The organism is Pseudomonas sp. IT-P44 (assembly GCF_949768225.1).
GTDB classification, from domain to species: Bacteria; Pseudomonadota; Gammaproteobacteria; order Pseudomonadales; family Pseudomonadaceae; genus Aquipseudomonas; species Aquipseudomonas migulae.
On the sequence record NZ_CATKQM010000012.1, the window covers coordinates 99,944 to 125,283 of the forward strand.

General features: G+C 61.9%; 24 protein-coding genes. 4 read left to right on the top strand and 20 right to left on the bottom strand.

Going from position 1 to position 25,340, the window contains the following annotated elements:
* Positions 1-9: 9 nt before the first annotated feature.
* Both ACM6IO_RS06860 and ACM6IO_RS06865 read right to left on the bottom strand, forming a co-directional pair.
* Complete coding sequence (locus ACM6IO_RS06860) at positions 10-969, bottom strand: FecR domain-containing protein (protein WP_414911207.1); 960 nt, start codon at positions 967-969, stop codon at positions 10-12.
* Complete coding sequence (locus ACM6IO_RS06865; RefSeq protein ID WP_008040017.1) at positions 969-1,475, bottom strand: sigma-70 family RNA polymerase sigma factor; 507 nt, start codon at positions 1,473-1,475, stop codon at positions 969-971. Before ACM6IO_RS06865 ends, ACM6IO_RS06860 begins: the two co-directional genes overlap by 1 nt.
* A 304-nt stretch (positions 1,476-1,779) precedes the next feature.
* Here ACM6IO_RS06865 and ACM6IO_RS06870 point away from each other — a divergent pair, with 304 nt between their 5' ends.
* Positions 1,780-2,220 (top strand): carboxymuconolactone decarboxylase family protein, encoded by a 441-nt coding sequence (locus ACM6IO_RS06870; RefSeq protein ID WP_008040019.1) that lies wholly within the window; start codon positions 1,780-1,782, stop codon positions 2,218-2,220.
* Here the strand turns inward: ACM6IO_RS06870 and ACM6IO_RS06875 are convergent, their stop codons facing one another.
* From ACM6IO_RS06875 to ACM6IO_RS06885, 3 genes are all read right to left on the bottom strand, one after another.
* Positions 2,221-3,813, bottom strand: coding sequence for a DHA2 family efflux MFS transporter permease subunit (locus ACM6IO_RS06875; RefSeq protein ID WP_414911208.1), 1,593 nt, complete (start codon positions 3,811-3,813; stop codon positions 2,221-2,223).
* On the bottom strand, positions 3,810-4,931 hold the full coding sequence (locus ACM6IO_RS06880) for an HlyD family secretion protein (protein ID WP_414911209.1): 1,122 nt from the start codon (positions 4,929-4,931) through the stop codon (positions 3,810-3,812). The genes ACM6IO_RS06875 and ACM6IO_RS06880 overlap by 4 nt, the downstream gene beginning before the upstream one ends.
* Positions 4,932-5,028: 97 nt before the next feature.
* The gene (locus ACM6IO_RS06885) at positions 5,029-5,793 is read right to left on the bottom strand and encodes an AraC family transcriptional regulator (RefSeq protein ID WP_192228894.1); all 765 of its coding nucleotides are present in this window, start codon (positions 5,791-5,793) and stop codon (positions 5,029-5,031) included.
* A gap of 99 nt (positions 5,794-5,892) precedes the next feature.
* Between ACM6IO_RS06885 and ACM6IO_RS06890 the strand changes: the two genes are divergently transcribed.
* The gene (locus ACM6IO_RS06890; RefSeq protein ID WP_414911210.1) at positions 5,893-7,041 is read left to right on the top strand and encodes an MFS transporter; all 1,149 of its coding nucleotides are present in this window, start codon (positions 5,893-5,895) and stop codon (positions 7,039-7,041) included.
* A gap of 479 nt (positions 7,042-7,520) precedes the next feature.
* Here ACM6IO_RS06890 and paaZ read toward each other — a convergent pair whose 3' ends face one another.
* The 9 genes from paaZ to paaA form a co-directional block, all read right to left on the bottom strand.
* Positions 7,521-9,575 (bottom strand): phenylacetic acid degradation bifunctional protein PaaZ, encoded by a 2,055-nt coding sequence (gene paaZ, locus ACM6IO_RS06895; RefSeq protein WP_414911211.1) that lies wholly within the window; start codon positions 9,573-9,575, stop codon positions 7,521-7,523.
* A 58-nt stretch (positions 9,576-9,633) separates the two neighbouring features.
* Entirely contained in the window at positions 9,634-10,887 is a 1,254-nt protein-coding gene (locus ACM6IO_RS06900; RefSeq protein WP_223449782.1) for an OprD family porin, read from the bottom strand.
* A gap of 32 nt (positions 10,888-10,919) precedes the next feature.
* Positions 10,920-12,566, bottom strand: coding sequence for a cation acetate symporter (locus ACM6IO_RS06905; RefSeq protein WP_008032374.1), 1,647 nt, complete (start codon positions 12,564-12,566; stop codon positions 10,920-10,922).
* Positions 12,563-12,871 carry a DUF485 domain-containing protein gene (locus ACM6IO_RS06910; RefSeq protein WP_008032377.1) on the bottom strand — a complete coding sequence of 103 codons (309 nt, stop codon included), beginning with the start codon at positions 12,869-12,871 and terminating at the stop codon, positions 12,563-12,565. Before ACM6IO_RS06910 ends, ACM6IO_RS06905 begins: the two co-directional genes overlap by 4 nt.
* A 177-nt stretch (positions 12,872-13,048) precedes the next feature.
* Positions 13,049-14,125: a 1,2-phenylacetyl-CoA epoxidase subunit PaaE gene (gene paaE / locus ACM6IO_RS06915; protein ID WP_008032379.1), complete on the bottom strand. Its 1,077-nt coding sequence runs from the start codon at positions 14,123-14,125 to the stop codon at positions 13,049-13,051.
* A 33-nt stretch (positions 14,126-14,158) separates the two neighbouring features.
* The gene (gene paaD, locus ACM6IO_RS06920; RefSeq protein WP_414911212.1) at positions 14,159-14,692 is read right to left on the bottom strand and encodes a 1,2-phenylacetyl-CoA epoxidase subunit PaaD; all 534 of its coding nucleotides are present in this window, start codon (positions 14,690-14,692) and stop codon (positions 14,159-14,161) included.
* The gene (gene paaC, locus ACM6IO_RS06925; protein WP_414911213.1) at positions 14,679-15,440 is read right to left on the bottom strand and encodes a 1,2-phenylacetyl-CoA epoxidase subunit PaaC; all 762 of its coding nucleotides are present in this window, start codon (positions 15,438-15,440) and stop codon (positions 14,679-14,681) included. The genes paaD and paaC overlap by 14 nt, the downstream gene beginning before the upstream one ends.
* Positions 15,441-15,448: 8 nt before the next feature.
* Positions 15,449-15,730 carry a 1,2-phenylacetyl-CoA epoxidase subunit PaaB gene (gene paaB, locus ACM6IO_RS06930; RefSeq protein ID WP_007943393.1) on the bottom strand — a complete coding sequence of 94 codons (282 nt, stop codon included), beginning with the start codon at positions 15,728-15,730 and terminating at the stop codon, positions 15,449-15,451.
* 28 nt (positions 15,731-15,758) lie between these two features.
* Positions 15,759-16,748, bottom strand: a complete 990-nt coding sequence (gene paaA, locus ACM6IO_RS06935; RefSeq protein ID WP_008032385.1) for a 1,2-phenylacetyl-CoA epoxidase subunit PaaA — start codon at positions 16,746-16,748, stop codon at positions 15,759-15,761.
* Positions 16,749-16,968: 220 nt separating this feature from the next.
* On the opposite strand from paaA, the gene ACM6IO_RS06940 reads away from it, so the two are divergent.
* Complete coding sequence (locus ACM6IO_RS06940) at positions 16,969-17,505, top strand: hypothetical protein (RefSeq protein WP_008044130.1); 537 nt, start codon at positions 16,969-16,971, stop codon at positions 17,503-17,505.
* Positions 17,506-18,157: 652 nt separating this feature from the next.
* Here the strand turns inward: ACM6IO_RS06940 and paaK are convergent.
* The 6 genes from paaK to paaF form a co-directional block, all read right to left on the bottom strand.
* Positions 18,158-19,483, bottom strand: a complete 1,326-nt coding sequence (paaK, locus tag ACM6IO_RS06945; RefSeq protein ID WP_008025272.1) for a phenylacetate--CoA ligase PaaK — start codon at positions 19,481-19,483, stop codon at positions 18,158-18,160.
* A gap of 99 nt (positions 19,484-19,582) precedes the next feature.
* On the bottom strand, positions 19,583-20,794 hold the full coding sequence (pcaF, locus tag ACM6IO_RS06950; RefSeq protein WP_192228902.1) for a 3-oxoadipyl-CoA thiolase: 1,212 nt from the start codon (positions 20,792-20,794) through the stop codon (positions 19,583-19,585).
* Positions 20,787-21,236 (bottom strand): hydroxyphenylacetyl-CoA thioesterase PaaI, encoded by a 450-nt coding sequence (gene paaI / locus ACM6IO_RS06955; RefSeq protein ID WP_008025274.1) that lies wholly within the window; start codon positions 21,234-21,236, stop codon positions 20,787-20,789. Before paaI ends, pcaF begins: the two co-directional genes overlap by 8 nt.
* Positions 21,229-22,746 carry a 3-hydroxyacyl-CoA dehydrogenase PaaH gene (paaH, locus tag ACM6IO_RS06960; protein WP_414911214.1) on the bottom strand — a complete coding sequence of 506 codons (1,518 nt, stop codon included), beginning with the start codon at positions 22,744-22,746 and terminating at the stop codon, positions 21,229-21,231. Before paaH ends, paaI begins: the two co-directional genes overlap by 8 nt.
* 3 nt (positions 22,747-22,749) lie before the next feature.
* Positions 22,750-23,541: a 2-(1,2-epoxy-1,2-dihydrophenyl)acetyl-CoA isomerase PaaG gene (paaG, locus tag ACM6IO_RS06965; RefSeq protein ID WP_414911215.1), complete on the bottom strand. Its 792-nt coding sequence runs from the start codon at positions 23,539-23,541 to the stop codon at positions 22,750-22,752.
* Between the two features lie 50 nt (positions 23,542-23,591).
* Positions 23,592-24,365 carry a 2,3-dehydroadipyl-CoA hydratase PaaF gene (paaF, locus tag ACM6IO_RS06970; protein WP_414911216.1) on the bottom strand — a complete coding sequence of 258 codons (774 nt, stop codon included), beginning with the start codon at positions 24,363-24,365 and terminating at the stop codon, positions 23,592-23,594.
* A gap of 359 nt (positions 24,366-24,724) precedes the next feature.
* Here paaF and paaY point away from each other — a divergent pair, with 359 nt between their 5' ends.
* Positions 24,725-25,321 (top strand): phenylacetic acid degradation protein PaaY, encoded by a 597-nt coding sequence (gene paaY / locus ACM6IO_RS06975; protein WP_008038299.1) that lies wholly within the window; start codon positions 24,725-24,727, stop codon positions 25,319-25,321.
* The last annotated feature ends 19 nt before the right edge of the window (positions 25,322-25,340 follow it).

Sequence of the window (25,340 nt, forward strand, 5' to 3'; positions counted from 1 at the left end):
TCAGCGCACTCAGACCCGCGGCTCGACCGACAGCCAGTAGCGGGTCAGGCTGCTGATTTTCAGTGGCAGCGTATCGCTGAGCAGACGCAGGCTGGCATCGGTGTCACGCAGGGAAAACGCCCCCGACACCCGCAACCCCGCGACATCCGCATGACAACGCAACACGCCGGGGCGATAGCGGCTCAATTCGCCGAGCAATTCGTCCAGGCGCATATTGCTCGCCAGCAACATGCCCTTGTCCCAGGCCAGGGCGCTGGTGTCGAAAGGTTCGAGCGGGTCGAGGCGATTGAGCTTGAAGCTCTGACGCTCACCGGCCTTGAGCGTCGTGCTCTGCTGGAGCAACTGCGGCGTGACTTCCACCAGCCCTTCGAGCACCGACACCTGGCTTCGCGAGCCAGTGATGCGCACGCAAAACCGCGTACCCAGCGCACGTGCGATGCCTTGCGGGGTTTCGACGATAAAGGGCCGGGCGCCGGGGTCCTTGGCGGTGCTGATCAACACTTCGCCATCCAGCAGCACCACTCGGCGTTCGCGCGGGGTAAAGGCAATGTCCACCGCACTTTCGGTGTTGAGCAGCACCTGACTGCCATCGGGCAGTTGCAGGTTTTTCTGTTCGCCCACTGCCGTGCGCTGATCGGCGGTCCATTGTTGCCAGGACACGTGTTGCGAGGCGATGCCCAAGGGGCCGGCCATCAGCAGCAAGCCAATACGCGTGAGGGTCTGGCGGCGGCTCAGACCATCCTTGCGTGCCGCTCGCTGCAGGGTCTGGATGGCCAGGTTGGCCGGCACGCTGCGAAATTCTCCGAGCAGCGCTTCGGCCCGTTGCCAGGCCAGCGCATGCTCGGCACTGCGATTGCGCCATTGGGCAATGGCGTGATGGTCGGACGGCGTCGCGCTGCCTGAATGCAACTGCACCAGCCAGTCGGCGGCTTCACCGAGAATGTGCGGGTTGATCATCGACGAATTCATCAGGCGACACTCAGGCAGGCAATGAACGCGGTGCGCATGTGCCGTTTGACGGTGATCAGCGACACATTCAGGCGTGCGGCGATCTGGTTGTAGGTCAACCCTTCGATCTGTGACAGCAGGAAGGTTTCGCGAGTGATGGCCGGCAATTCGCGCAACAGCGCTTCGATGCGCATCAGGGTTTCGAGAATCAGCAGGCGGGTTTCCGGTGACGGCACCTCGGCGGCCGGCAGGTGGGCAATGGTCTCCAGATAAGCGCGCTCGATGTCCTGTCGACGCCAGCGATCAATCACCAGGCCCTTGGCGATGTGCGTCAGCAGTGCCCGGGGCTCGCTGCCCCAGGGCTTGACGACTTGCCGGGTCAGCAAACGCAGGAACGTATCGTGGGCCAGGTCCGCCGCGTCGCAGCGATTGCCGAGTTTTCGCTGCAGCCATCCCTGCAGCCAACCGTGGTGTTCGCTGTAGAGGGTATGGATTTGCTGGTTCAAAGGCTGGTCGGCTGACGACATGGGGGACTGATACTCTTTTCCGGCGTCCTGGCCTGATGCAATTAAGAATTGATCGCATTCTAGTGGCGAGGACCGAGTGCTGGCAATCAGCCCGACAGACTATTTTTCGCCCCCCCTGTAGGAGCCGGCTTGCTGGCGATAGCATCACCTCGCTCATCAATTTGCTCCGAGTTGCCCGCATCGCCAGCAAGCCGGCTCCTACAAGGGCGGCGGCGGTCTACTCGACTTTTGAGAAATTGGATATTCCAGCAGCCGGCCTGCGGGACTAACTTAGCTCCACCCCCACTTGCTCCTGGAGCCTGCCATGAAACCTCGTATCGATTTCTACACCGCGTCCCCTGATGCCCTCAAAGCCATGATCGCCCTGGAAACCGCCGTTTCGAAGCTGCCGCTGGAAAAGACCCTGATCGAACTGGTCAAGCTGCGTGCATCGCAAATCAACGGCTGCGCCTTCTGCATCGACATGCACACCGCCGATGCAATCAAGGGCGGCGAAACCCCGCGTCGCCTGTTTGCCGTGACCGCCTGGCGCGAGGCGCCGTTCTTCACCGAGCGCGAACGTGCTGCGTTGCTCTGGACCGAGTCCCTGACCCAACTGAGCCTGACCCACGCTCCGGACGAAGATTACGAAGTGGTCGCTGCGCAGTTCAGCCCCAAGGAAATGGTCGACCTGACCGTGGCGATTTCCACCATCAACAGCTGGAATCGTCTGGCCGTAGGCTTCCGTAAAACGCCTCAGGCCTGATCAGTGAGCGTCCGCTGACGGCGCGGCCGGTGGTTGCACCTTGCGCATCAAGGGCACCATCGCCGTGGCGATGATGAAGCAGACCATGATCATCAGAAACGCATCGCCGTAGGTTTGCGTCTGCGCTTCGCGGTAGGTCAGCAGCCATAACTGGTGCAGGCTGGCGGTGACGCCCACGTCACCGCTTTGGCCGAGTGTGGCGAAGTTGTTGCCGACCTGGGACAGCCATTGATTCAGGGCTTCGTTGGTGCTGTTGAGGTTTTCCGCCAATCGTGTGAAGTGCAGGTTGGTGCGGTCATTAAGGATCGTCGCGCAGGCGGCGATGCCAATGGCTCCGCCCAGGTTTCGCATCAGGTTGAACAGCCCGGAAGCGTGTTTGAGTCGCGCCGGCGCCAGACCGCCGAGGGTCAAGGTGACCGCCGGTGGCACCGCCAATTGCTGGGCAATTCCGCGCAGCGCTTGCGGCAGCATCAATTCCTTGTCTCCCCAGTCATGGGTGATCGGGCTGAAATCCCACATCGACAAAGCGAACAATCCAAGGCCGGTCATCATGACCCAGCGCAGATCGATGCGGTTGGCCAGAAAGGCGTACAGCGGAATCGCCATGATCTGGAACACCCCGGTGGAGAAAACCGCCAGACCAATGTCCAGCGCGCCATAACCCCGCACCCGGCCGAGAAACAGCGGCGTCAGGTAAATCGTGGCAAACAGGCCGATCCCGGTGACAAACGAGAAGAAGCAGCCGAGGGCGAAGTTGCGGTCTTTGAGGGCGCGCAAATCGACGATCGGATTGGCTACGTGCAAGGTCCGGCCGATGAACGCCAGGCCCGCCAGGCCGCTGATCCAGGCGGTGATCAGAATCGTGCGGTCGCTGAACCAGTTCCAGCGCGGGCCTTCTTCGAGGGTGTATTCCAGGCAGCCGAGAAACAGCGCCAAAAACACCATGCTCAAATAGTCGGCGCCCTTGAGCAGCGACAGTTCCGGCTGATCGATCTTCACCAGCATCGGCACCGCCACCGCGACGAAAATCCCCGGCACCAGGTTGATGTAGAACAGCCAGTGCCAGGAGGAAACATCGGTGATCCAGCCACCAATCACCGGCCCCAGTGTCGGTGCCAAAGACGCCACTGCGCCGATGGTCGCGGCGGCGATCACCCGTTGTTTGCCGGTGAAGAAAAAGAACGCCGTGGTGAACACCAGCGGGATCATCGAGCCGCCAAGAAACCCTTGCAGGGCGCGGAAGGCGATCATGCTCTGAATGTTCCAGGCCGCGCCGCAGAGCAGGCTGGCCAGGGTGAAACCCACCGCGGATGCGCAGAACAGCCAGCGGGTCGAGAACACGCGGGAGAGCCAGCCGGACAGCGGAATCACGATGATTTCGGCGATCAGGTAGCTGGTCTGCACCCACGCCGTTTCGTCAGTGCCTGCCGAAAGTCCGCCGCCGATATCGCGCAACGAGGCCGAGACGATCTGGATATCCAGCAGGGCAATGAACATGCCGATGCACATGGTGGCGAAGGCGAACACCTTGGTCGCCGTCGCCATGTTCGCGGCGTTGAACGGCTGCGCGGGGGCGGCGAGGGCGCGGTTCATGGCGCGCTGGCCACGGCAGGCGTTTCAGGCTCCTTGCGTGTGTCGACTTCAGCGGTCACCGACAGGCCGGGACGCAGATGCCCGAGCACGCCGTCGGCAGGATCGAGCACGATCCGCACCGGCACTCGCTGCACGATTTTGGTGAAGTTGCCGGTGGCGTTTTCCGGTGGCAACACGCTGAACTGCGAACCGCTGGCCGGCGCGAGGCTGTCGAGGTGCCCGTGGAATACCTGCCCGGAGAGCACGTCGGCGTGAATGATCACCGGTTGGCCCGGTGTCATGTGCGCCAGTTGGTCTTCCTTGAAATTGGCATCGACCCACAGCCCGCTGGCCGGCACCACTGACAACTGCTGCGAACCGGCCTGCGCATACGCACCGACCCGAGCCCGGCGATTGCCGATCACGCCATCCATCGGTGCGCGCAATTCGGTGTAGCCGACGTTCAATTGCGCCAGGTCTCGTTCGGCCCGGGCTTGCATCAGCGCGGCACGTGCTTGCTGTTTCTGAGTGTCGATCACGTTCAATTGGCGTTGCGCCGCCAGCAGTTCAGCCTGGGCTCGAGCGCTCAACGCCTGGGCGGTCTTGAAGGTGGCGTCGGCCCGTTGCGCACTTTCAACGGAGACAGCGTTGCTGCCGACCAGGCGTTTGTAGCGTGCATTGTCGTCCCGTGACCGGGCCGTTTCTGCGCCGGTGGCATCGATCCCCGCACGGGCCTGACTGATCACTGCGTGTTGCAGTTGTTCGGTGGCGTCGAGGTTGGCCAGCAAGGCTTCTTGCGCGGCCACCGCGCCTTCGGCCTTGGCCAGGTTGGCGCGGTAGTCACGGGAATCGAGGCGGATCAACACATCGCCGGCCTTCACTTTCTGGTTGTCGCTGACCAGCACTTCTTCGATGTAACCCGCGACCTTCGGCCCGATCACCGTCACGTCGCCGCCAATGTAGGCGTCATCGGTTTCTTCGATGAAACGCCCGGCGGTCCACCAATGGGCGGCGTAAAGGCCTGCAAATACCAGGGCAGCAATGGCCAGCGTCAGCAGGATCAGGCGCTTGAGCAGGGGAGGCTTGGGTGTGCTCACCGCAACGGCAACGTCGGGTTCAAGGCTGGGCATGCTGGTCATGGAGGATTACCTGTGGGAATCGGCGTTTAATTACGTGCGTAATATGACGTATGTAATATTTGGTCGCGATTAATTTCTGCTGCCGATCGTCAGGTGCTTATTTTCGCCAGTGGCCAGGGGTGATGCCGGTCATGTCCCTGAAGAAGGCAATAAACGCACTGTCACTGGCAAAACCCAGTGCGAAGGCGCTGTAACCGATGTTTCTGCCGGTAGTGAGCAGTTCGATGGCCCGCATCAACCGCCACTGTTGGCGCCATTGCTGATAGCTCATGCCGGTTTCGCGCTGGAAGATTCGCCCGATGGTTCGGCCACTGGCGCCGATCTGCGCTTGCAGGACCTGAAGTTCGGGCGGTAGCTGATCGAGCGTTGCAAGCAGCGGCGCCAGGCGTTTGTCCCAGGGCAATGGCAGCAGCATCGGCTGCTGTGCGGCGTCACGGATTTCGCTGAGGCACAGGCCCAGTAAATGAACGAATTTGCCGTGCTGCCAATCGGTGTCGAATTCCGCTTGGGCAATCGATTCCAGCACGGCCCGCAGCAATGGGCTGACTTCAATCACGCAGACGTGTTGCGGCAGCTCGGCGCACAGCGAAGGTGTCAGGTAAATCGAACGGTAGTCGACGCTCTGTTGCATCACCGCGCGATGCGCCACCCCGCAGGGAATCCACGCTGCGCGGGAGGGCGGCAGCAGGCACAGCTGCTGCGCGAGGGTAATGTGTGTGCAGCCCTGGCGGGTGAACAGCAACTGCCCCCGTTGATGTTGATGTAAACCGGAGTCGTGATCGCCAAGGGTGGCGGCGATACCGATCACGGCGGCGGGATAGCTGTCGGGGTCGAATTGCGCGTGTGCATCGAGCCAGGCCATGGTTTGTCCGATTTCATCGATTAGTTGTCCGGGTTTTGATAATACGTCAGTCACGGTTTCATAAGCTGCTCGCCAGTTTTCCTGGGGAGTGAAGTCGTGATGAGTTACAAAAAATTGTTGGTGTTGACCATCGCTTTGCTGATGTTCCCGCAGATCGCCCAAACCCTTTACAGCCCGGCATTGGCGGACATCGGCCAGGCCTTCGCGGTCGGGCCGCAGGCGGCGGCGCACATGCTTTCCGTGTATTTCCTGGCCTTTGCGTTTGGTGTGGTGGCGTGGGGCCGGATGTGCGACCGCATCGGGCGTCGACCGTCGATGCTCGCCGGCCTGGGGTTGTACGCCGGCGCATCGTTGCTGGCGCTGAACGTTCGCACGTTCGATGCGTTGTTGATGGCGCAGGCGCTGGCGGCGTTCGGTGCGGCGGTGGGTTCGGTGGTGACGCAAACCGTGCTGCGCGACCGCTTCAAGGGCGCGGAACTGGCGCACGTGTTTTCGCTGATGGGCATCGCGCTGGCGGCCAGTCCGGCGATTGGCCTGTTCACCGGGGCGAGCCTGGTGGAAGGTTTCGGGTATCGAGGTGTCGTGGCGTGTCTGTTGTTTTTGTCCACGGCGCTCTGGCTGTGGTGCCTGCGCGTCTTGCCCGAAACACGGCCGCAGCAAGTGACGACACCGGCCTTGTTCGAGACGCTGTGGCGAATGCTGGGCGACCGCGATATCTGGCGTTCGACGTTGCTGGTCGCGCTGTTCAACATTGCCTTGTTCAGCTACTACAGCCTCGGTCCTTTCGTGTTCCAGCGATTGGGCTTGAGCGCGCAGTGGTTCGGTTACAGCGGGGTGATCCTCGCACTGGGTTCAGGTCTCGGTGCCTGGCTCAACCAGCGGTTGTTGCGTCGAGGCGTGAGTGGCCCGCAGCTGATTCAACTGGCGGCGGCGCTGGTGTGGGTGGGGGGCAGTGGCGTATGGCTGTTGGAAGAAAGTCCCGGGTTTGTATTGCCGATGCTGCTGGTGGTGCTGGGGTTCGGGATGGCCATCCCGAACATTCTAGGCTCGGCACTCGCCAGTTATGGGGACCGGCTGGGCACGGCCGGCGCGCTGTTCGGATTGTTGTATTACCTGTTGATCGGCGGCGGGCTGATGCTGGTGGCCTGGGCACAAGCGTTGGGCGAAACCCTGATGGTGTGTGGTGGGTTGGCGATGTTGCTGGCACACACGAGAAGCCGTTTGGTTATTGACCGGTGTGCAAACTGACAGGAACTCACTCAAACGCCTTGCTGGCGATGGGGCCTTGGGATGTGCATCGATCATGCGGACGCCATCGCCAGCAAGCCGGCTCCTACAGTGGGTCGGTGTGAACGTTGAAATTGAAGTTCACACAAAACCCTTGTAGGAGCCGGCTTGCCGGCGATGAGGCCCTTGGATTTGCATCGATCATGCGGCCGCCATCGCCGGCAAGCCAGCTCCTACAGTGGATCGGTGTAAACGTTGAAACTGGCGTTCACGCAAAACCCTTGTAGGAGCCGGCTTGCTGGCGATGAGGCCCTTGGATTTGCATCGATCATGCGGCCGCCATCGCCGGCAAGCCAGCTCCTACAGTGGATCGGTGTGAACGTTGAAACTGGCGTTCACGCAAAACCCTTGTAGGAGCCGGCTTGCTGGCGATGAGGCCCTTGGATTTGCATCGATCTTGAGGCCGTCATCGCCGGCAAGCCAGCGCCTACAGGACTGCGTTAATCCTCGCGTTTGACGACCAGCGTGAGGATGTCGTAACTGGCGACCAGTTCACCCAGCTGGTTGGTGACTTCCACGTCCCATGCCACCACGCCCTGCGGAATGCCCTGCGGGCTCTTTTTGCCCTGATCGATTTTACGTTTGCAGGTCAGGCGCGCCTGGATGGTGTCGCCGATGCCTACCGGGTTAATGAAGCGCAACGTATCCAGGCCGTAGTTGGCCAGCACCGGGCCTGGCGCCGGGGAGACGAACAGACCGGCCGCTGCCGACAGCACGAAGTAACCGTGGGCGATGCGTTTGCCGAATTGCGATTCCTTGGCGGCGATCTCGTCGAAGTGCATGTAGAAGTGATCGCCGGACAGGCAACCGAAGTTCACCAGATCGGCCTCGGTCACGGTGCGACGGTGGGTCAGCAGCGACTCGCCGATCTGCAGGTCCTGGAAGAACCGGCGGAACGGATGTACTTCAGTCTCGATGACCTTGGCGCCGCGCACGTATTCACCGGTGACGGCGGCGAGCATGGTCGGCGAGCCTTGCACGGCGGCGCGTTGCAGGTAGTGTTTCACTGCGCGCAGACCACCGAGCTCTTCACCGCCACCGGCACGACCCGGCCCGCCATGTTTGAGTTGTGGCAGGGGCGAACCGTGGCCGGTGGATTCGGCGGCGGATTCGCGGTCCAGCACCAGCAAGCGACCGTGCCAGGCTGCCGCGACAGGAATGGCTTTGGCCGCGATCTGCGGATCCTTGGTGATCAGACTCGCCACCAGGCTGCCTTTGCCGCGTGCGGCCAGGGCCAGTGCTTCGTCGAGGTCGTCGTAGGCCATCAGCGTGCTGACCGGGCCGAACGCTTCGATGTCGTGCGCGCCGCCTTCAGCGTGCGGGTCGCGGGCCTGCAACAGGGTTGGCGCGAAGAACGCACCCTGGCTGACGTTTTCGCCACGCGGTTCAAAACCGTCGCGAGCGCCAAACAGCAGGTCGCTGCTTTGCAGCAGGCTTTCCAGGCGCTCGGCTACGTCTTTTTGCTGATCGTGAGAGGCCAGTGCACCCATGCGCACGCCTTCCACCGACGGGTCGCCGACCACGACTTTCTTCAGACGGTCGCGCAAACGGGTCGCAACGGCATCGATGTGTTTGGCCGGCACGATGGCGCGGCGGATGGCGGTGCATTTCTGCCCGGCCTTGGTGGTCATTTCCCGTGCGACTTCCTTGATGAACAGCTCGAACTCCTCGTCGTCCGGGGTCACGTCCGGGGCGAGGATCGCGCAGTTCAGCGAGTCGGCTTCGGCGTTGAACGGCACCGAGTTGCGGATCAGGTTCGGATTGACCCGCAACTTCGCGGCAGTGTCGGCCGAACCGGTGAACGTCACCACGTCCTGGCCTTGCAGGCGGTCGAGCAAGTCACCGGTGCTGCCGATGATCAGTTGCAGGCTGCCCGCCGGCAGCAAGCCGGATTCGTCTATCAGCCGCACCACGGCTTCGGTCAGGTAGCTGGTGGCGCTGGCCGGTTTGACGATGCACGGCATGCCGGCGAGAAAGCTCGGCGCGAATTTTTCCAGCATGCCCCAGATCGGGAAGTTGAACGCATTGATGTGCACCGCCAGACCACCGCGCGGCACCAGAATGTGCGTGCCGGCGAAGGTGCCGAGCTTGCTCAGCTGCATCGCCGGGCCTTCGTGGACGATGTTGCCCGACGGCAGTTCCCGCGAGCCGAGGCTGGCGTAGGTGAACAGCGTGCTGTTGCCGCCCTCGATATCGATCCAGCTGTCGGCGCGGGTGGCGCCGCTGTGGTGGGAGATCGCGTAAAGCTGTTCCTTGCGCTCGCTCAGGTACAAGGCCAGTGCCTTGAGGCGTTGCGCCCGTTGCTGGAAGTCCAGCGCCATCAAGCCGCTGATGCCTTGGCGACGACCGTGCTCGACGGCTTCGGCGAAGTCCGGGCGTTCCTCGTGGGTGCGTGCAATCTCGTGGCCGTCGATGGCGCTGCGCAGCACCTGGGCACCGTGTTGGCCGATCCAGCGACCGGCGATGAAACTTTGCAGGGTAGGGGCGTGAGACATCACGATTCCTCCAGGTTGTGAATGGTGTTGGCGCGGCGGTAACCGCGCCCTTCAGGGATTACCAAAGCGCCACGGTGTAACCGACGATCAGCCGGTTTTCATCGAGGGCGGTGTTCAGGCCATTGCCGGAGCGGAAGGTCACGTTGCGCCAGCGCAGGCTGACGTCCTTGAACACGCCGCTCTGGATGACGTAACTGATGTCGGTGTCGCGCTCGCGCTCACGGCCGTTGTCGACGCTGCCGGCCTTGACGTGGCGACCGTCGGTGTAGCGGGTCATGAAGGTCAGGCCGGGAATGCCTTGCGCCGCGAAGTCGTAGTCGTAACGCAACTGCCAGGAGTCCTCGTCGGCGCGGGTGTAGGTGTTGAAGGTCACCAGGTTGACCACGTACGGATCGCCGCCGTTGAGGAACGGAAAGGCACTGTCGCCGGACAATTGCTGGTACGTGGCGCTGACCTTGTGGGCACCGTGGGACACGGTGAACATGCTGTTGAAGTTGCGGTTGTCGATCCGTCCGGCGCGCTCGGCGCCGTCGCCCCGGCTGTCGAAATAGCGCAAGTCGCTGCGCAAATTGAAACCGTTGCCCAGCGGCTGGGTATGCACCAACCCGACAAATTGCTGGCGATAAATCTGATCGAGCTTGCCGTAGTAGTAGCTCAGGTTCAGTTGCGGACTGAACGCGTAGCTGCCGCCGGCAAAGTCGAAGTGATCACTGCTGGCGGCGGCGTAACCGATGTCATCGTTGCTGGAGGAATCCCGCAGGTTGGCCTTGGTCAGGCGCCCGGTATTCAGCGTCAGGCCACTGATTTCCTGGCTGGTCAGCAAGCCGCCTTCGAAGGTCGAACCGAGCAGGCGGGTGTCGTTGTAGGTCGCCACCGGCAGCAGGGGTTGCAGGGTGCCGAGCTTCAACACGCTTTTCGATACCCGCAGCTTGCCGGTCAGCCCCAGCTCGCTGAACTCGTCCGCCGGCTCATGGCTTTTCGGACCGAAGGGCAGCAGCCCGGTGCCACGGCGATCCGGGCTGGAGTCGAGTTTCAATCCCAGCTCCCCCAACGCATCGAGACCGAAGCCTAAAGTGCCGTCGGTGAACCCGGACTCGATGCGCGCGGTGAAACCCTGCGCCCATTCTTCAGCTTTGGATTGCGCTGCGTTGTCCTGGCGGAAATCGCGATTGATGTAGTGGTTGCGCATTTCAATGCGGGCCTTGCTGTCATCGATAAAGTCGGCCATGGCGCTGGGGGCGACCATGGGCAGGCTCAATGCGGCGGCCAGCGAAAACAGTGATTCGTAGGGTGCAGAACGTGCGGGCTTCATTGTTTTTATTCCCTGCCATCAGTCGGTCGTGATTAGTGCTTGCTGGCGCCGGAGGCACCGATACCGGTCATCGAACGGATGAACTGCGCCAGGTAGCGGCCGCGCTCAAGGGCCGCTCGCGGCGAGGTGTCGGTGACCGAAAACAGCCAGGCACTGAAAAACGCGAGGCTCATGGAAAACAGCGCCGGGTTGGAGTACGGGAACAGCGCCTTGTCGTGATGCAACACGTTGACCCACACCGCCGGGCTCAGCACCAGCAGGACAATCGCCGAGACCAGCCCCGTCAGGCTGCCGGTGACCGCGCCGCGAGTGGTCAGGCCTTTCCAGTACATCGAAAGGAACAGCACCGGGAAATTCACCGACGCGGCGATGGCCAGCACCAGGCCGGAAAGGAACGCGATGTTCTGCGATTCGAACAGCAGGCCGAGGATGATCGCCAGCACGCCGATGCACAGCGTGGCAATGCGCGACACGCGGATTTCCTGCTGCTCGGTGGCCTGTCCCTTGCGCATCACGCAGGCATACAAGTCGTGGGACACCGCCGAGGCGCCGGACAACGCCAGGCCTGCGACCACCGCCAGAATGGTGGCGAACGCGACTGCCGAGATGAAGCCGAGGAACAGGTTGCCGCCCACGGCTTGTGCCAGGTGCACGGCGATCATGTTGCCGCCGCCGATGATCGCGCCGCTGGCATCGCGGAACGCAGGATCGGTGCCGACCATGACGATGGCGCCGAAGCCGACGATGATCAGCAGCAAGTAGAAGTAACCGATGAAACCGGTGGCGTAGAACACGCTTTTACGCGCTTCCTTGGCATCGCTGACGGTGAAGAAACGCATCAGGATATGCGGCAGGCCGGCGGTGCCGAACATCATGCCCAAGCCCAGCGAGATCGCATCGATCGGGTTCGACAGCAAACCACCGGGCGCCATGATCGCGCTGCCCTTGGCGTGCACGGCAGTGGCGCCGGCGAACATCGCTTCGGTGCTGAAACCGAAATGCTTGAGCACCATGAACGCCATGAACGTGGTGCCGAACAGCAGCATCACCGCTTTGATGATCTGCACCCACGTGGTGGCGAGCATGCCGCCGAAGGTCACGTAGAACACCATCAACACACCGACCAGCATCACCGCGTAGAGGTAGTCGATGCCGAACAGCAACTCGATCAACTTGCCGGCACCGACCATCTGCGCCACCAGGTACATCAACGCGACAGTCAGGGTGCCGAACGCCGAGGTCAGGCGCACCGGGGTTTGTTCCAGGCGATAAGAGACCACGTCGGCGAACGTATATTTGCCGAGGTTGCGCAGGCGCTCAGCGATCAGGAACAGGATGATCGGCCAGCCCGCCAACACGCCCAGGGCGTAGAGCAAGCCGTCGTAGCCATTGAGAAACATCATCGCCGAGATGCCGAGGAAAGACGCCGCCGAGATCATGTCGCCGGCAATCGCCAGGCCGTTCTGGAAGCCAGTCATGCCACCGCCTGCGGTGTAGAAGTCGCTGGCGGAGCGGGTACGCAATGCGGCCCAACGCGTGACGCCGAGGGTGAACAGCACGAACACCAGGAACATGCCGATGGCGTTCCAGTTCAGTGGGCGGGAGGCGCCGTCGGCGGCGACCGCGAAGTCGGTGACCGCTGCCAGCGGCAACAGGAACAACGCCAGGAGACGGCTCATCGGGCACACTCCTGTTTCAGCTTTTCGTTGAGCGGATCAATCACGTTGTTGGCGCGATAGACGTAGAAACCGGTCAGCGCGAAGGCCAATACCACAATCACCACACCGACCAGCATGCCCACCGAGGTCACGCCGCCGCTCAAGGACTGACCGAGGGTGGCGGGGGAGAACGCCACCAGCAACACGAAGCCGAAATAGATCACCAGCATGATCAGCGACAGCGACCAGTACAGGTTTTGTTTGCGACGAACCAGCTGGATGAAATCGGGGTGCTGGCGGATGAGTTCTACGTCAGTGGGTGTCATGGCACGCTCTCTGTTGTTGTTTTTGTTGTGGGGTGAAGCAGGTTCTCGGGGGCGCCCCGGTCCCTGTAGGAGCGAGGCTTGCCCGCGAAGAGGCCGGCAGATTCAACATTGATGTCGTCTGATGGTCAGTCTTCGCGGGCAAGCCTCGCTCCTACAGGTTCCGTGTTTGCCGGATAATCAGAGTTGGTCGAAATCCAGGATGACTTTGTCGCTGACCGGATACGCCTGGCACGACAGCACGTAACCGGCAGCCACTTCGTAGTCTTCCAGGGCGTGGTTGCTGTCCATTTCCACTTCGCCTTCGATGACCTTGCATTTGCACGTCGAGCACACGCCGGCCTTGCACGAGTAAGGCAGTTCGGCGCCCTGGGCGTTGCCGGCATCGAGGATGCTCTGGCTGTTGCGCGGCAGGTCGAAGGCCAGCGCGCGGCCGTCGCTGATAACGGTGATCTGGCTGACCGCCGCATCAACTTGCCGTGCAGCCTCGCGAGCCTCGCGTTTTTGCTGGCTGCCAGCGGCGGCGAACAGTTCAAAATGGATGCGTTCGGGCGCCATGCCCTTGGCCTTGAGGCTGTCGCGCACGGTTTCGGTCATCTCCTGTGGGCCACAGATGAATGCGGCGTCGAGGGCTTTGACATCGAGCCAGCGGGAGAACAGTTGCTCGCATTTCTCAGCGTTGATCCGGCCGTTGTACAGGTCGACATCCTGCTGCTCGCGGCTGAACACGAAGATCAGGTTCAGACGCTGCAAGTAGCGGTTTTTCAAATCTTCGAGCTGTTCACGGAACAGCGCGCCGGAACTTGAACGGTTGCCGTACAGCAGCGTGACGCGGCTGTGCGGTTCGGTTTGCAGGGTGGTCTTGATGATCGACAGGATCGGCGTGATGCCGCTGCCCGCCGCCACGGCCAGGTAATGACCGTGGCGTTGTGGGTCGAGCTCGACGCAGAAGTGCCCGGCCGGCGGCATCACTTCCAGGCTATGCCCGGCCTTGAGCTGCTCATTGGCGAATGCGGAGAAACGCCCGCCGGCCACACGCTTGATCGCGACGCGCAGTTCGCCGTCATTGACGCCGGTGCAGATCGAATACGAACGACGCACTTCTTCGCCATCCATTTGCGTGCGCATCACCAGGTGCTGGCCCTGGGTGAAGTGAAAACTGTCTTGCAGGTGCTGCGGAATATCGAAGGCGATGGACACCGCGTCACGGGTTTCGGCGCGCACGTCCTTGATGGTCAGGCTGTGAAATTTGCTCATTATTGTTCTCCAGCTGGGACGGCCGATCGCCGCTCAGATGCACTTGAAATAGTCGAACGGCTCGCGGCAATCGACGCAGCGGTACAACGCCTTGCACGCGGTGGAACCGAACTCGCTGAGCACTTCGGTGTGCGCGCTGCCGCATTGCGGGCAGACGATCACCGGGCTTTCGCCGAGCAGGCTGCGTTTGCTGGTGCTGCCGTCCGGCGGTGCGATGCCATAAGCGCGCAGGCGTTCGCGGCCGATGTCGGTGATCCAGTCGGTGGTCCACGCCGGGGTCAATTTGCGTTCCAGTTGCGGTGCCCTGAAGCCGGCAAGTTCCAGCGCATCGCGGATGTCGCTTTCAATCACCTCGGTGGCGGGGCAGCCGGAGTAGGTCGGCGTGACCACCACGTGCAAGTGGCCGGCTTGCCAGTCGAGATCGCGCACGATGCCGAGGTCGACCACGCTGACCACCGGCACTTCCGGGTCCATGACCTGCGCCAGGGTCGCCCACGCGACGGCCAGGTCGGTCGGTTGGGCCGGCCGGGCGCCGAGGTCGCTGGCGATCAGCTCACCAGGTTGCATCGGGGTACGCTCGTGGCAGGAATTGCATCTCCGCCAACAGGATGCCGAGGTGTTCGGTGTGCAGGCCCTTGCGCGCATTCAGGTAGAAATAGCTCGGCGCGGCAGGCACCGGCAGGGTGGCGCTGGCGAAAATCTCGTTGACTGTGGCTTGCCACGCGGCGGCGACGGTGGCGATGTCCGGGGTGATGCCGGCTTCGCACAGGCGCTGTTCGCTGTCATCGGCGGCGATCAGTTCCACGGTAAAGCGCCAGACCTCAGGGATCGCTGCGAGCATGCGCTTGTGGCTTTCCTCGGTGCCGTCGCCCAGACGCTCGACCCACTCGCCGGAGCGGCGCAGGTGATAGGTGACTTCCTTTACAGCTTTGGCAGCGATCCCGGCGATGCGCTCATCGCTGGACTGGCTCAAACCTTTAAGCACTTCCAGGTGCCAGGCGTCATACAGGAACTGCTTGAGGATGGTCACCGCGTAATCGCCGTTGGGTTGTTCCACCAGCAGCAGGTTGCGATAGGCGCGCTCATCGCGACGGAACGCCAGGTGATCGGCATCGCGATCGTCGCCCAGCAGTTCAGCGGCGTACTCCAGCCAGTTGCGCGCCTGGCCGACGAGGTCGAGGCCGACGTTCATCAGCGCCAGTTCTTCTTCCAGCGCCGGCGCTTTGCCGCACCATTGGCATAGGCGCTGGCCCTGGATCAGGGCGCTGTCGCCGAGGCGCAGCAGGTATTCGATCAGATCGGTGTTGTTATTCATGGTCGACCTCACATGTGCCCGACTTCGGCCGGCAGCTCGTAGAAGCTGGCATGGCGATAAACCTTGTCGTCCGACGGGTCGAACAGCGGGTCTTTTTCATCCGGCGACGAGGCGGTGATCAGTGCCGACGGCACGACCCACAAGCTCACGCCTTCGCTGCGACGGGTGTACAACTCACGCGCGTTCTCGATGGCCATGGTGGTGTCGGCGGCATGCACGCTGCCGACGTGCTTGTGGTTGAGGCCGTGCTTGCTGCGCACGAAGACTTCGAAAAGGGTCCATTCGGACATGGCGGTGTCTCCAGATCAGGTGGCCGAATCAGGCGGCGTTCTTGTTTTGTTTTTTGCGGGCGTGGGCAACTGCGGCTTCGCGGACCCAGGCGCCGTCTTCAATGGCTTTGCGGCGGGTGGCGACGCGTTCCTGGTTGCACGGGCCATTGCCCTTGAGCACTTCGTAGAACTCGCTCCACTGGATTTCACCGAAGTCGTAATGACCGCGTTCGGCGTTCCACTTCAGGTCCGGATCGGGGCAGGTGCAACCGAGCAATTCGAGTTGCGGGATGGTCTGGTCGATGAAGCGCTGGCGCAGTTCGTCGTTGCTCTGGCGCTTGATTTTCCAGGCCATGGACTGGGCGCTGTTCGGCGAGTGTTCGTCGCTCGGGCCGAACATCATCAGCGACGGCCACCACAGGCGGTTGATCGCGTCCTGGACCATGTCTTTTTGCGCCTGATTGCCGTGGCGCATCATGGTCAAAAGGATTTCGTAGCCTTGGCGCTGGTGGAAACTTTCTTCTTTGCAGATGCGCACCATGGCCCGGGAGTAGGGGCCGTATGAGGTGCGTTGCAACACCACCTGATTGACGATCGCGGCGCCGTCAACCAGCCAGCCCACTGCGCCCATGTCGGCCCAGTTCAGGGTTGGGTAGTTGAAGATGCTCGAGTACTTGGCTTTGCCGCTGTGCAGCTTGGCGATTTCTTCGTCGCGGTCGGCGCCGAGGGTTTCCATGGCGCTGTACAGGTACAGGCCGTGGCCGGCTTCGTCCTGAATCTTGGCCATCAATTGCAGTTTGCGTTTGAGCGATGGCGCGCGGGTGACCCAGTTGCCTTCGGGCAGCATGCCGACGATTTCCGAGTGGGCGTGCTGCGAGATCTGCCGGATCAGGGTCTGGCGATAGGCATCAGGCATCCAGTTTTTCGCTTCGATCTTGATTTCTGAATCGATTTTTTCCTGGAAGGCGCGTTCCTGTTCGGACATTTCCGACAGGTCCTTGATGCGCTTAACGCCGGTTTCTACGAGCTGTGCGTACATTGGGGGTCTCCCGCCTTGAATCTGATCGAGGGCATGGAGAACTTTATAAGCGATACAGAATTTAATATCAAACACAAAATATCGTGTCGTATGTTTTTTTGTATCGCTTTCGACGTACGGAGCAAGTCCGGTTTCTGGACAGCCTGATGGCGCCTTAGTAGCATCCGCTGCTTACCGACTGGGCGACTCGTCGTCGGTGACGGAATTTCAAGGAGTGGGCATGCAGGATTTCACCTTCGGTAAGGTCAGGATTCATTTTCACATCGAGCATGGGGTGGTGATCAGCAATACGCCGAGCCGTCGTGTGGTATGGATCAGAACGAAGGGAGGCGATGAGCTCCGTCTGGAATATGCTTTTGAAGATTTCCATTTACGCAAAGGTCATGAGGTTTACGTGATCTACGCCGGAAGTTCACACAAGGAAGACATGTACCCCGTGCTTCTGCGCAATCACAATCTTTCCCTCAGTTTCGACTTGGAATCGAGTGATTTTCTCTACCAGGAATTGATCCCGACTATGCGCGCCAACGGGTGGATTTTGGCGGTTCTGTTGATCCCGTGGCCTTTCATCTTTTTTCTGTCCGGCCAGTGGTGGGGAGGGATCGTGCTGCCGATGATCTATTTAATGACAGTGGGAAAGTTCGACGACAAGCGCAAAGCACGACTGGTGCCTGAGCTGGATAACCACATCTACATGCTGGACAGGCGCGCCACTGCCAGACGCGTCGTCACAAGAGCGCTCTCGCGTAATCTCTGACTCGTTCGTTATGGTTCACATGACCCTGTAGGAGCTGGCTTGCCAGCGATGGGCGTCAACGATGACGCGGGTTGTCTGAATGAACGCGTCGTCCGGACGCTTTTCGCCGGCAAGCCGGCTCCTACAGGGAATCCCATACGCTTTTGATTTCCACCACTCATCAGGCCGAGCGCTAGCTCGCCTTCAGCTCTTGATCTGAGCGCCCCCTCGAGAGGCCGAGCGCAGGTTCTGCGCAGTGGGCAACCCGGCATGGATGCCGGGTTAGCCGCCCCCGGCCATGGATGGCCGATGGCGGCGGGCCCACGGAGCAGGACCGGAGCGAGGGAATGCCGAGCCTAGGCGAGGCACCGAACGAAAGGGGCAAGAGCCCTTGGTTACTTGGGGCTCTTCCAAGTGACTCGCCGTAAGGGCGAAACCATTAGCGGCCGTTACCGCAGGAATGGATATGTACACCCGAAAGAAAATGGTCGGCTGTCAGGCCGTCATCGTCGGAACGCCGCCCGCAGCAAGCCGGCTCCTACAATAGATCGCGGGACATCCACGAAAATCGGGTTGCCTATAAAGCCTTCGCGAGCAGGCTCGCTCCCACAGGATTCTCGCGCGTACACCCAAAAAAAAGCCCCGCAAAAGCGGGGCTTAAAGGGTGCAGCAGTCATGCTTTCGGGCGTTTGTCCATTACGTGACAAGCCTTGCCCTCAGAGCGCTTGATCGAATGCAGAGGCTGCAAAACAATCCGCGAACTGATCCCGATATACGTCTTGATGTGCTTGCTCAACTCGCCACAAACAGCCCTCTGCTGCTCATCGCTCAAGTGCTGGTGCTCAGCCTTCAACTCGACATGCACATCCACGCTGTCCAGGTTCCCGTTGCGATACAGATGAATCTCATAACACTCTGAAAGCTGTTTGATTTTCAGCACCTGCTCCTCGATCTGCGTCGGAAACACGTTAACCCCGCGAATAATCAACATGTCATCGCTACGCCCGGTGATCTTGTCGATCCGCCGCATCGGCCGCGCAGTGCCCGGCAGCAGACGCGTCAGGTCGCGGGTGCGGTAGCGGATCATCGGCAAGGCTTCCTTGCTCAGGGACGTGAACACCAGTTCGCCCATCTGCCCGTCCGGCAGCACTTCACCGGTGACCGGGTCGATGATTTCCGGGTAGAAATGGTCTTCCCAGATCGTCGGCCCGTCCTTGGTTTCGGCGCATTCCATGGCGACGCCTGGCCCCATGATTTCCGAGAGGCCGTAGATATCCAGTGCGGTGATGCCCAAACGGTTCTCGATGGCGCTGCGCAGTTCGCCGGTCCACGGCTCGGCACCGAAGATGCCCAGGCGCAGGGCCAGTTTGTGCGGGTCGATGCCCTGGCGCTCGATTTCATCGGCGATGTTGAGCATGTACGACGGCGTGACCATGATGATGTCCGGCTGGAAATCCTTGATCAGTTGCACTTGCTTTTCAGTCTGGCCGCCGGACATCGGAATCACCGTGCAACCCAGGCGTTCGGCGCCGTAGTGCGCGCCGAGACCGCCGGTGAACAGGCCGTAGCCATAGGAAATGTGCACTTTGTCGCCACGTCGGCCACCGGCTGCGCGGATCGAGCGCGCGACCACGTTGGCCCAGGTGTCGATGTCGTTCTGTGTGTAACCGACGACGGTCGGTTTGCCGGTGGTGCCGCTGGACGCGTGCAGGCGCACCACGTCCTGCATCGGCACGGCAAACATGCCATAGGGGTAGTTGTCGCGCAGGTCGGATTTGGTGGTGAACGGAAACTTCGCCAGGTCTTCCAGGGACTTGATGTCATCCGGGTGTACGCCCAGTGCATCGAAGCGCTGACGGTACAGCGGCACGTTTTTGTAGGCGTGGTTGAGGCTCCAGCGCAGGCGTTCCAGCTGGTGCTGACGGAGTTCGTCAATGCTGGCGGTTTCCAGCGGGTCCAGCACGGGATCAAGCACGGCTTTGGCAATTGGCATGTTCATAACTTCACTCGAATTATTTTTGTGTTTCAGCCCGGCCGCAGCCGGGCTTTGAGTGCATGCCCCAAGGATACCTCTAGGCTCCCCGGGAATCGCGATTCTTTAGTCGGACAAGCGCTCGATGATCAGCGCAATGCCCTGGCCGACGCCGATGCACATGGTGCACAAGGCGTAGCGGCCCTGACGTTCTTCCAGTTCGTGCAGGGCGGTGGTCACCAGCCGCGCACCGCTCATGCCCAATGGGTGGCCGAGGGCGATGGCGCCGCCATTCGGGTTGACCCGCGGGTCGGTGTCGCTCAAACCCAGTTCTCGCAACACCGCCAGGCCTTGCGCGGCGAAGGCTTCATTGAGTTCGATCACGTCCATGTCGGCGAGGCTCAGGTTGGCCAGTTCCAGCACTTTGCGCGTCGCTGGCACCGGGCCGATGCCCATGATGCGCGGCTCGACGCCGGCAGTGGCCATGGCCACAACCCGGCCGCGAGCCTTCAGGCCGTGGCGTTTGGCGACCGCCGGGCTGGCCAGCAACAGCGCGCAAGCGCCGTCATTGACCCCGGAGGCATTGCCGGCGGTGACGCTGCCACCTTCGCGAAACGGCGTGCCGAGTTTCTGCAACTGCTCAAGCGTGGTGTCGCCGCGTGGGTGTTCGTCATGCTCGACGACTTTGGCCGGGCCTTTGCGCTGCGGGATTTCGACCGCGACGATTTCCTTGGCCAGACGCCCACTGGCCTGGGCCGCGCCGGCACGTTGCTGGCTGCGCAGGGCGAAAGCGTCCTGGTCGGCGCGGGAGATGTTGAACTGCTCGGCGACGTTCTCGGCGGTTTCCGGCATCGAGTCGATGCCGTAGGTTTTTTTCATCAGCGGATTGACGAAGCGCCAGCCGATGGTGGTGTCGTAGACCTGCGCATCCCGGGAGAAGGCCTGTTCAGCCTTGCCCATGACCAACGGCGCGCGGGACATCGATTCGACGCCGCCGACCAGCATCAGCCCGGCTTCGCCGCAACGAATCGCCCGCGCTGCGGTGCCGATGGCATCCAGCCCGGAACCGCACAAACGGTTGAGCGTGGTGCCCGGCACGCTGACCGGCAACCCGGCCAACAGCGCCGACATGCGCGCGACGTTGCGGTTGTCTTCGCCGGCCTGGTTGGCGCAACCATAGATCACATCATCCACGGCATTCCAGTTGACCTGCGGGTGGCGGCGCAGCAGTTCGCGCAACGGCACTGCACCGAGGTCGTCGGCGCGTACGCTGCTCAAGGCACCAGCGTAGCGGCCGATCGGGGTCCGCACGGCGTCGATGATCAAGGCGTCATTCATTCGGGGTCTCCTGCGCGAGCACAGCGCCGCGCACTTTGTAGGATTTGCCATGGAACAGCGCGATCAGCTGGCCCAGTTGGTTTTCAATCCGCACGTCGTAGTTGCCGGTGCGACCGGAGCGGCTCTGCTCGGTGCAATCGGCGGTCAAGGTGTCGCCCAGGCGTGCCGGGGCGATGTAGTCGATGCTGCAACCGATGGCCACGGTGGCTTCGTTGTAGCTGTTGCAGGCAAAGGCAAACGCCGAGTCGGCGAGGGCGAACAGGTAACCGCCGTGGCAAGTGCCGTGGCCCTGAATCATGTCGGCGCGCACGCTCATGCCGACGCGGGCGCAGCCCGGTGCCGCCGAGAGCAGACGCATGCCCATGGCCTGGCTCGCGGCGTCGCGCTTGAACATCGTTTGCGCGCAGTTGCTGGCCAGGTTCATTGCTTCGTGATTAGTCATGGAACGTCCTCCCTTCAGCGACGCGGCGGCGCAACAGCAGCGACGGTCGATAGCGTTGTTCGCCGTAGCTCGTTTGCAGGTTTTCCAGCACGTTGAGGATGTGCGCGAGGCCAATGGCATCGGCCCAGGCCAACGGGCCTTGCGGGTAATTGACCCCGGCGCGCATCGCCAGATCGATGTCGGCGGCCGAGGCCACGCCTTGCAGCACGGCATCGGCGGCTTCGTTGGCGAGCATCGCCACCGTGCGCAACACCGCGAGCGCCGGGCTGTCGCTGAGTTGGCTGACGGTGAATCCAGCGCGTTGCAGCAGTGCGACGCCGTGTTCGAATGCCGAAGGGGTGATGTCTGCCGAGCAACTGATGGCGATGCGGCTGGCTTTGCCGTAGTCGAAGGCCAGGTCCAGCAGGATCAGATTGCGCAGCCCGTCTTCTTTCGCCCGCTGACAGGCCATGCGCCCGTCGCTAAGCGCCAGCACGGCATCGCCGACTTTCAACAGGCCTTGGCCATCGCGCTGAATGACGTTGATCTGATGTTCGCGCAGACGCGCAATCAGCGCGTTGGCGATGCCGAGATCACCTTCCACGACGCAGGTTTCAACTGGTTGATCGCTGCTGATAGAGGTCGGCTGCGGCCGCTCGGAGCCTTCGGCATAACGGTAGAAGCCATGGCCGCTTTTGCGACCCAGGCGCCCGGCGTCGACCAATTCCTTCTGAATCAGCGAAGGCAGAAAACGTGTGTCACCGTAATAGGCGTCAAACACCGAACAGGTCACGGCATAGTTGACGTCATGGCCGATCAGGTCGGTCAGCTCGAAGGCGCCCATCGCAAAACCACCGGCCTCGCGCATCAGCGCATCCAGCGTCGGGCAATCCGCTGCGCCTTCCTGCAGCAGGCGCAGGCTTTCGGCGTAGAACGGGCGGGCGACGCGGTTGACGATAAAGCCTGGCGTAGAGCGGGTGTGTACGGGTTTTTTGCCCCAGGCTTTGGCGGTGTCGTACAGGCACTCGGCCAACGCCGGATCGCTGGCCAGCCCGGAAACGATTTCCACCAGCGCCATGACCGGCGCCGGGTTGAAGAAGTGCAAGCCGAGCAAGCGTTGCGGGTGGTTCAACTGTGCGGCGATGCTGGTGATCGACAGCGACGAGGTGTTGCTCGCCAGAATGCAGTGCTCACCGCAGATGCCTTCCAGTTGGCGAAAGAGCGCGCGTTTGACCTCAAGGTTTTCGACGATGGCTTCGATGATCAGCTCGCACTCGGCCAGCGCTTCGATGGCTTCCACGGCGTGCAGGCGCGCAATCGTGGCGCTGCGCGACTCGGCGGACAGTTTGCCGTTCTCGACCCGTTTGCCCAGTTGTCGATCAATGCCTTCAATGGCCTGGGCCGCAGCGCCGGGGCGATTGTCCAGCAGCAACACCGGATGACCGGCCTGCGCCGCGACCTGGGCAATGCCAGCGCCCATGGCGCCGGCGCCGATCACCGCGATGCGCGCGTTAGTGTTCAGTGCGGTCATGACTCAGCGCCCCTTGAAGCTTGGGCTGCGTTTTTCCATGAACGCGCTGACGCCTTCACGGTAGTCCTCGCTGCGCCCGGCCAGGCGTTGCAGGTCTTTTTCCAGCTCCAGCTGTTCGTCGAAGGTGTTGCTCAGGCTGGCGTTGAGGCTGCGCTTGATCAGCGCCAGGCCGTACGTCGGTTGCGTGGCCAGATGGCGGGCGAGGGTCAGGGCTTCATTGCGCAATTCGCTATCGTCCACCACGCGGTAGATCAGCCCCCATTGCTCGGCTTGCTCGGCGCTCAGGCGATTGCCGAGCAAGGCCAGTGCCTTGGCGCGGGCCATGCCGGCCAGGCGCGGCAAGGTCCAGGTGCCGCCGGAATCCGGGATCAAACCGATCTTGCAGAAGGCCTGGATGAAGCTCGCCGAACGCGCTGCCAATACCAGGTCGCAAGCCAGTGGAATGTTGGCGCCGGCGCCGGCCGCCACGCCGTTGACCGCGCAGATCACCGGCAGCGGCAGGTCGCGTAATTGGCGGATCAGCGGGTTGTAGAACTTCTCGATGGACTCGCCCAGATCCGGCACGGCGCTGCCCGGCGCGACATTGCGGTCGCTGAGGTCTTGCCCGGCGCAGAAACCGCGACCTTCACCGGTCAGCAGCAGTACGCGCACGTCCGGGTTCTGCCGAACCTGCTTGAGCGCTTCCTTCACTTCGCCGTGCATCTGCGTGTTGAAGCTGTTGAGTTGGTCCGGGCGATTGAGGCTCAGCAGGGCAACGCCGGCCTCGATGGAAAACAGGATGTGTTCGAAGTTCATGGTCTTGGCGTTCTCTGGGAGGTCGTTCGAATTCGTTATCGGTGGCCGGATTACTGGCCAGTGAAGTTCGGTGTGCGCTTTTGCTGAAAGGCCGCAATGCCTTCGTCGCGGTCGCGGGTGCCGGCCAGCACGGTGAAGGCGTGGCGCTCGAAACGCAGGCCGCTGGCGAGGTCGGTGTCCATCGCCTTGAGCAGCGCTTCCTTGGCCAGACGCACCGCCAGCGGTGCTTTCGTGGCAATGCTGCGGGCGATCTGCAGCGCACGCTCGACGGTGAATTCCGGTTGGGTGACTTCGCTGATCAGCCCGGCGCGCTGGGCCTGGCGGGCGTCGATCGGCTCGCCGGTCAGGACCATCTGCATGGCCATGGATTTGCCAACGGCGCGCAGCAAACGTTGGGTGCCGCCGGCGCCGGGCATGATCCCGAGGTTGATTTCCGGCTGGCCGAAACGTGCGTCCTCGCCGGCGATGATGATGTCGGCGTGCATCGCCAGTTCACAGCCACCGCCGAGGGCGAAGCCGTTGACGGCGGCGATCAGCGGTTTGTTGAAGCGGGTGATGGTTTGCCACGACGCCTGGCGCGGGTCGTCGAGGATGCCGACCAGATTGCGCTCGGCCATTTCCTTGATGTCAGCACCGGCCGCGAAGGCTTTGCGGCTGCCGGTCAGGACCACGACGCGGGTCTCGGCATCGGCTTGCGCGGCCGTCAGTTCGTCCGCCAGTTCACCCAGCAATTGGGTGGTCAGGGCATTCAACGCTTGCGGACGCTGCAAGGTAATCAGGCGGACGCCCGGTTCGAAGAGTTCGACAGCAAGGGTTAGAGGCATGGCGGATGCCCTCACGGTGCACGCTCGGCTGTAATGCCGGCTCATTATTGGATCGGCGCGTAGGCCGGTTTTGCCGGAGTATACCTATAACGTGATACGTAAATGCAATACAAAAATAGATTTAATGTGTCCTATCGTCGGGTTTGTGGTTTTATGGCTTTGGTTTGAATGGCTTTGATCAAGCGCTTGATGCGCCTGTTTTATTGGTTTTAGCCGGGGTTTTGTCCTCTAAATAGACGCGGCAAGCCAGTGGCTTGGTAAGTGATACGGTTTTTGTGCTTTGTTAATGTAAAAGTGATGTGATACAAAATGAGTCTGCATCGGCATCGCTTTGTGAATGCTCTATAAGGAAACGCCCCATGACCTGCTACAGCCTCGATGGCCTGACTCCGGTGGTTGACCCCAGCGCTTACGTTCACCCGTCCGCCGTGCTGATCGGCGACGTGATCATCGGTCCCCATTGCTACGTCGGTCCGCTGGCGAGTCTGCGCGGTGACTTCGGCCGGATCGTGCTGGAGGAGGGCGCCAATCTGCAGGACACCTGCGTGATGCACGGTTTCCCGGACAGCGACACCGTGGTCGAGCGCAACGGCCACATCGGCCATGGTGCGGTGTTGCACGGCTGCCGGATTGGTGCCGACGCGTTGGTGGGGATGAATGCGGTGGTGATGGATAATGCGCGCATCGGTGCTCGCTCATTCGTCTCGGCGGCGGCCTTCGTCAAGGCCGGTTTCGAAGGTCCCGAGCAGTCGCTGATCATGGGCGCGCCGGCCAGCGTCAAGCGCAGCCTCAGCGATGAAGAGGTGTCGTGGAAGCAGGCGGGCACTCGTGAATATCAACAACTGGCCAAGCGTTGCCTTGAGCAGATGCAAGTCTGCGAGCCGCTGACCGAACCGGAGCCCGACCGCCCGCGTATCAGCGACAGCGGCCTGCGGCCCAAGGGCAGTTCTCTATGAGAACGCAATCCCCTGTAGG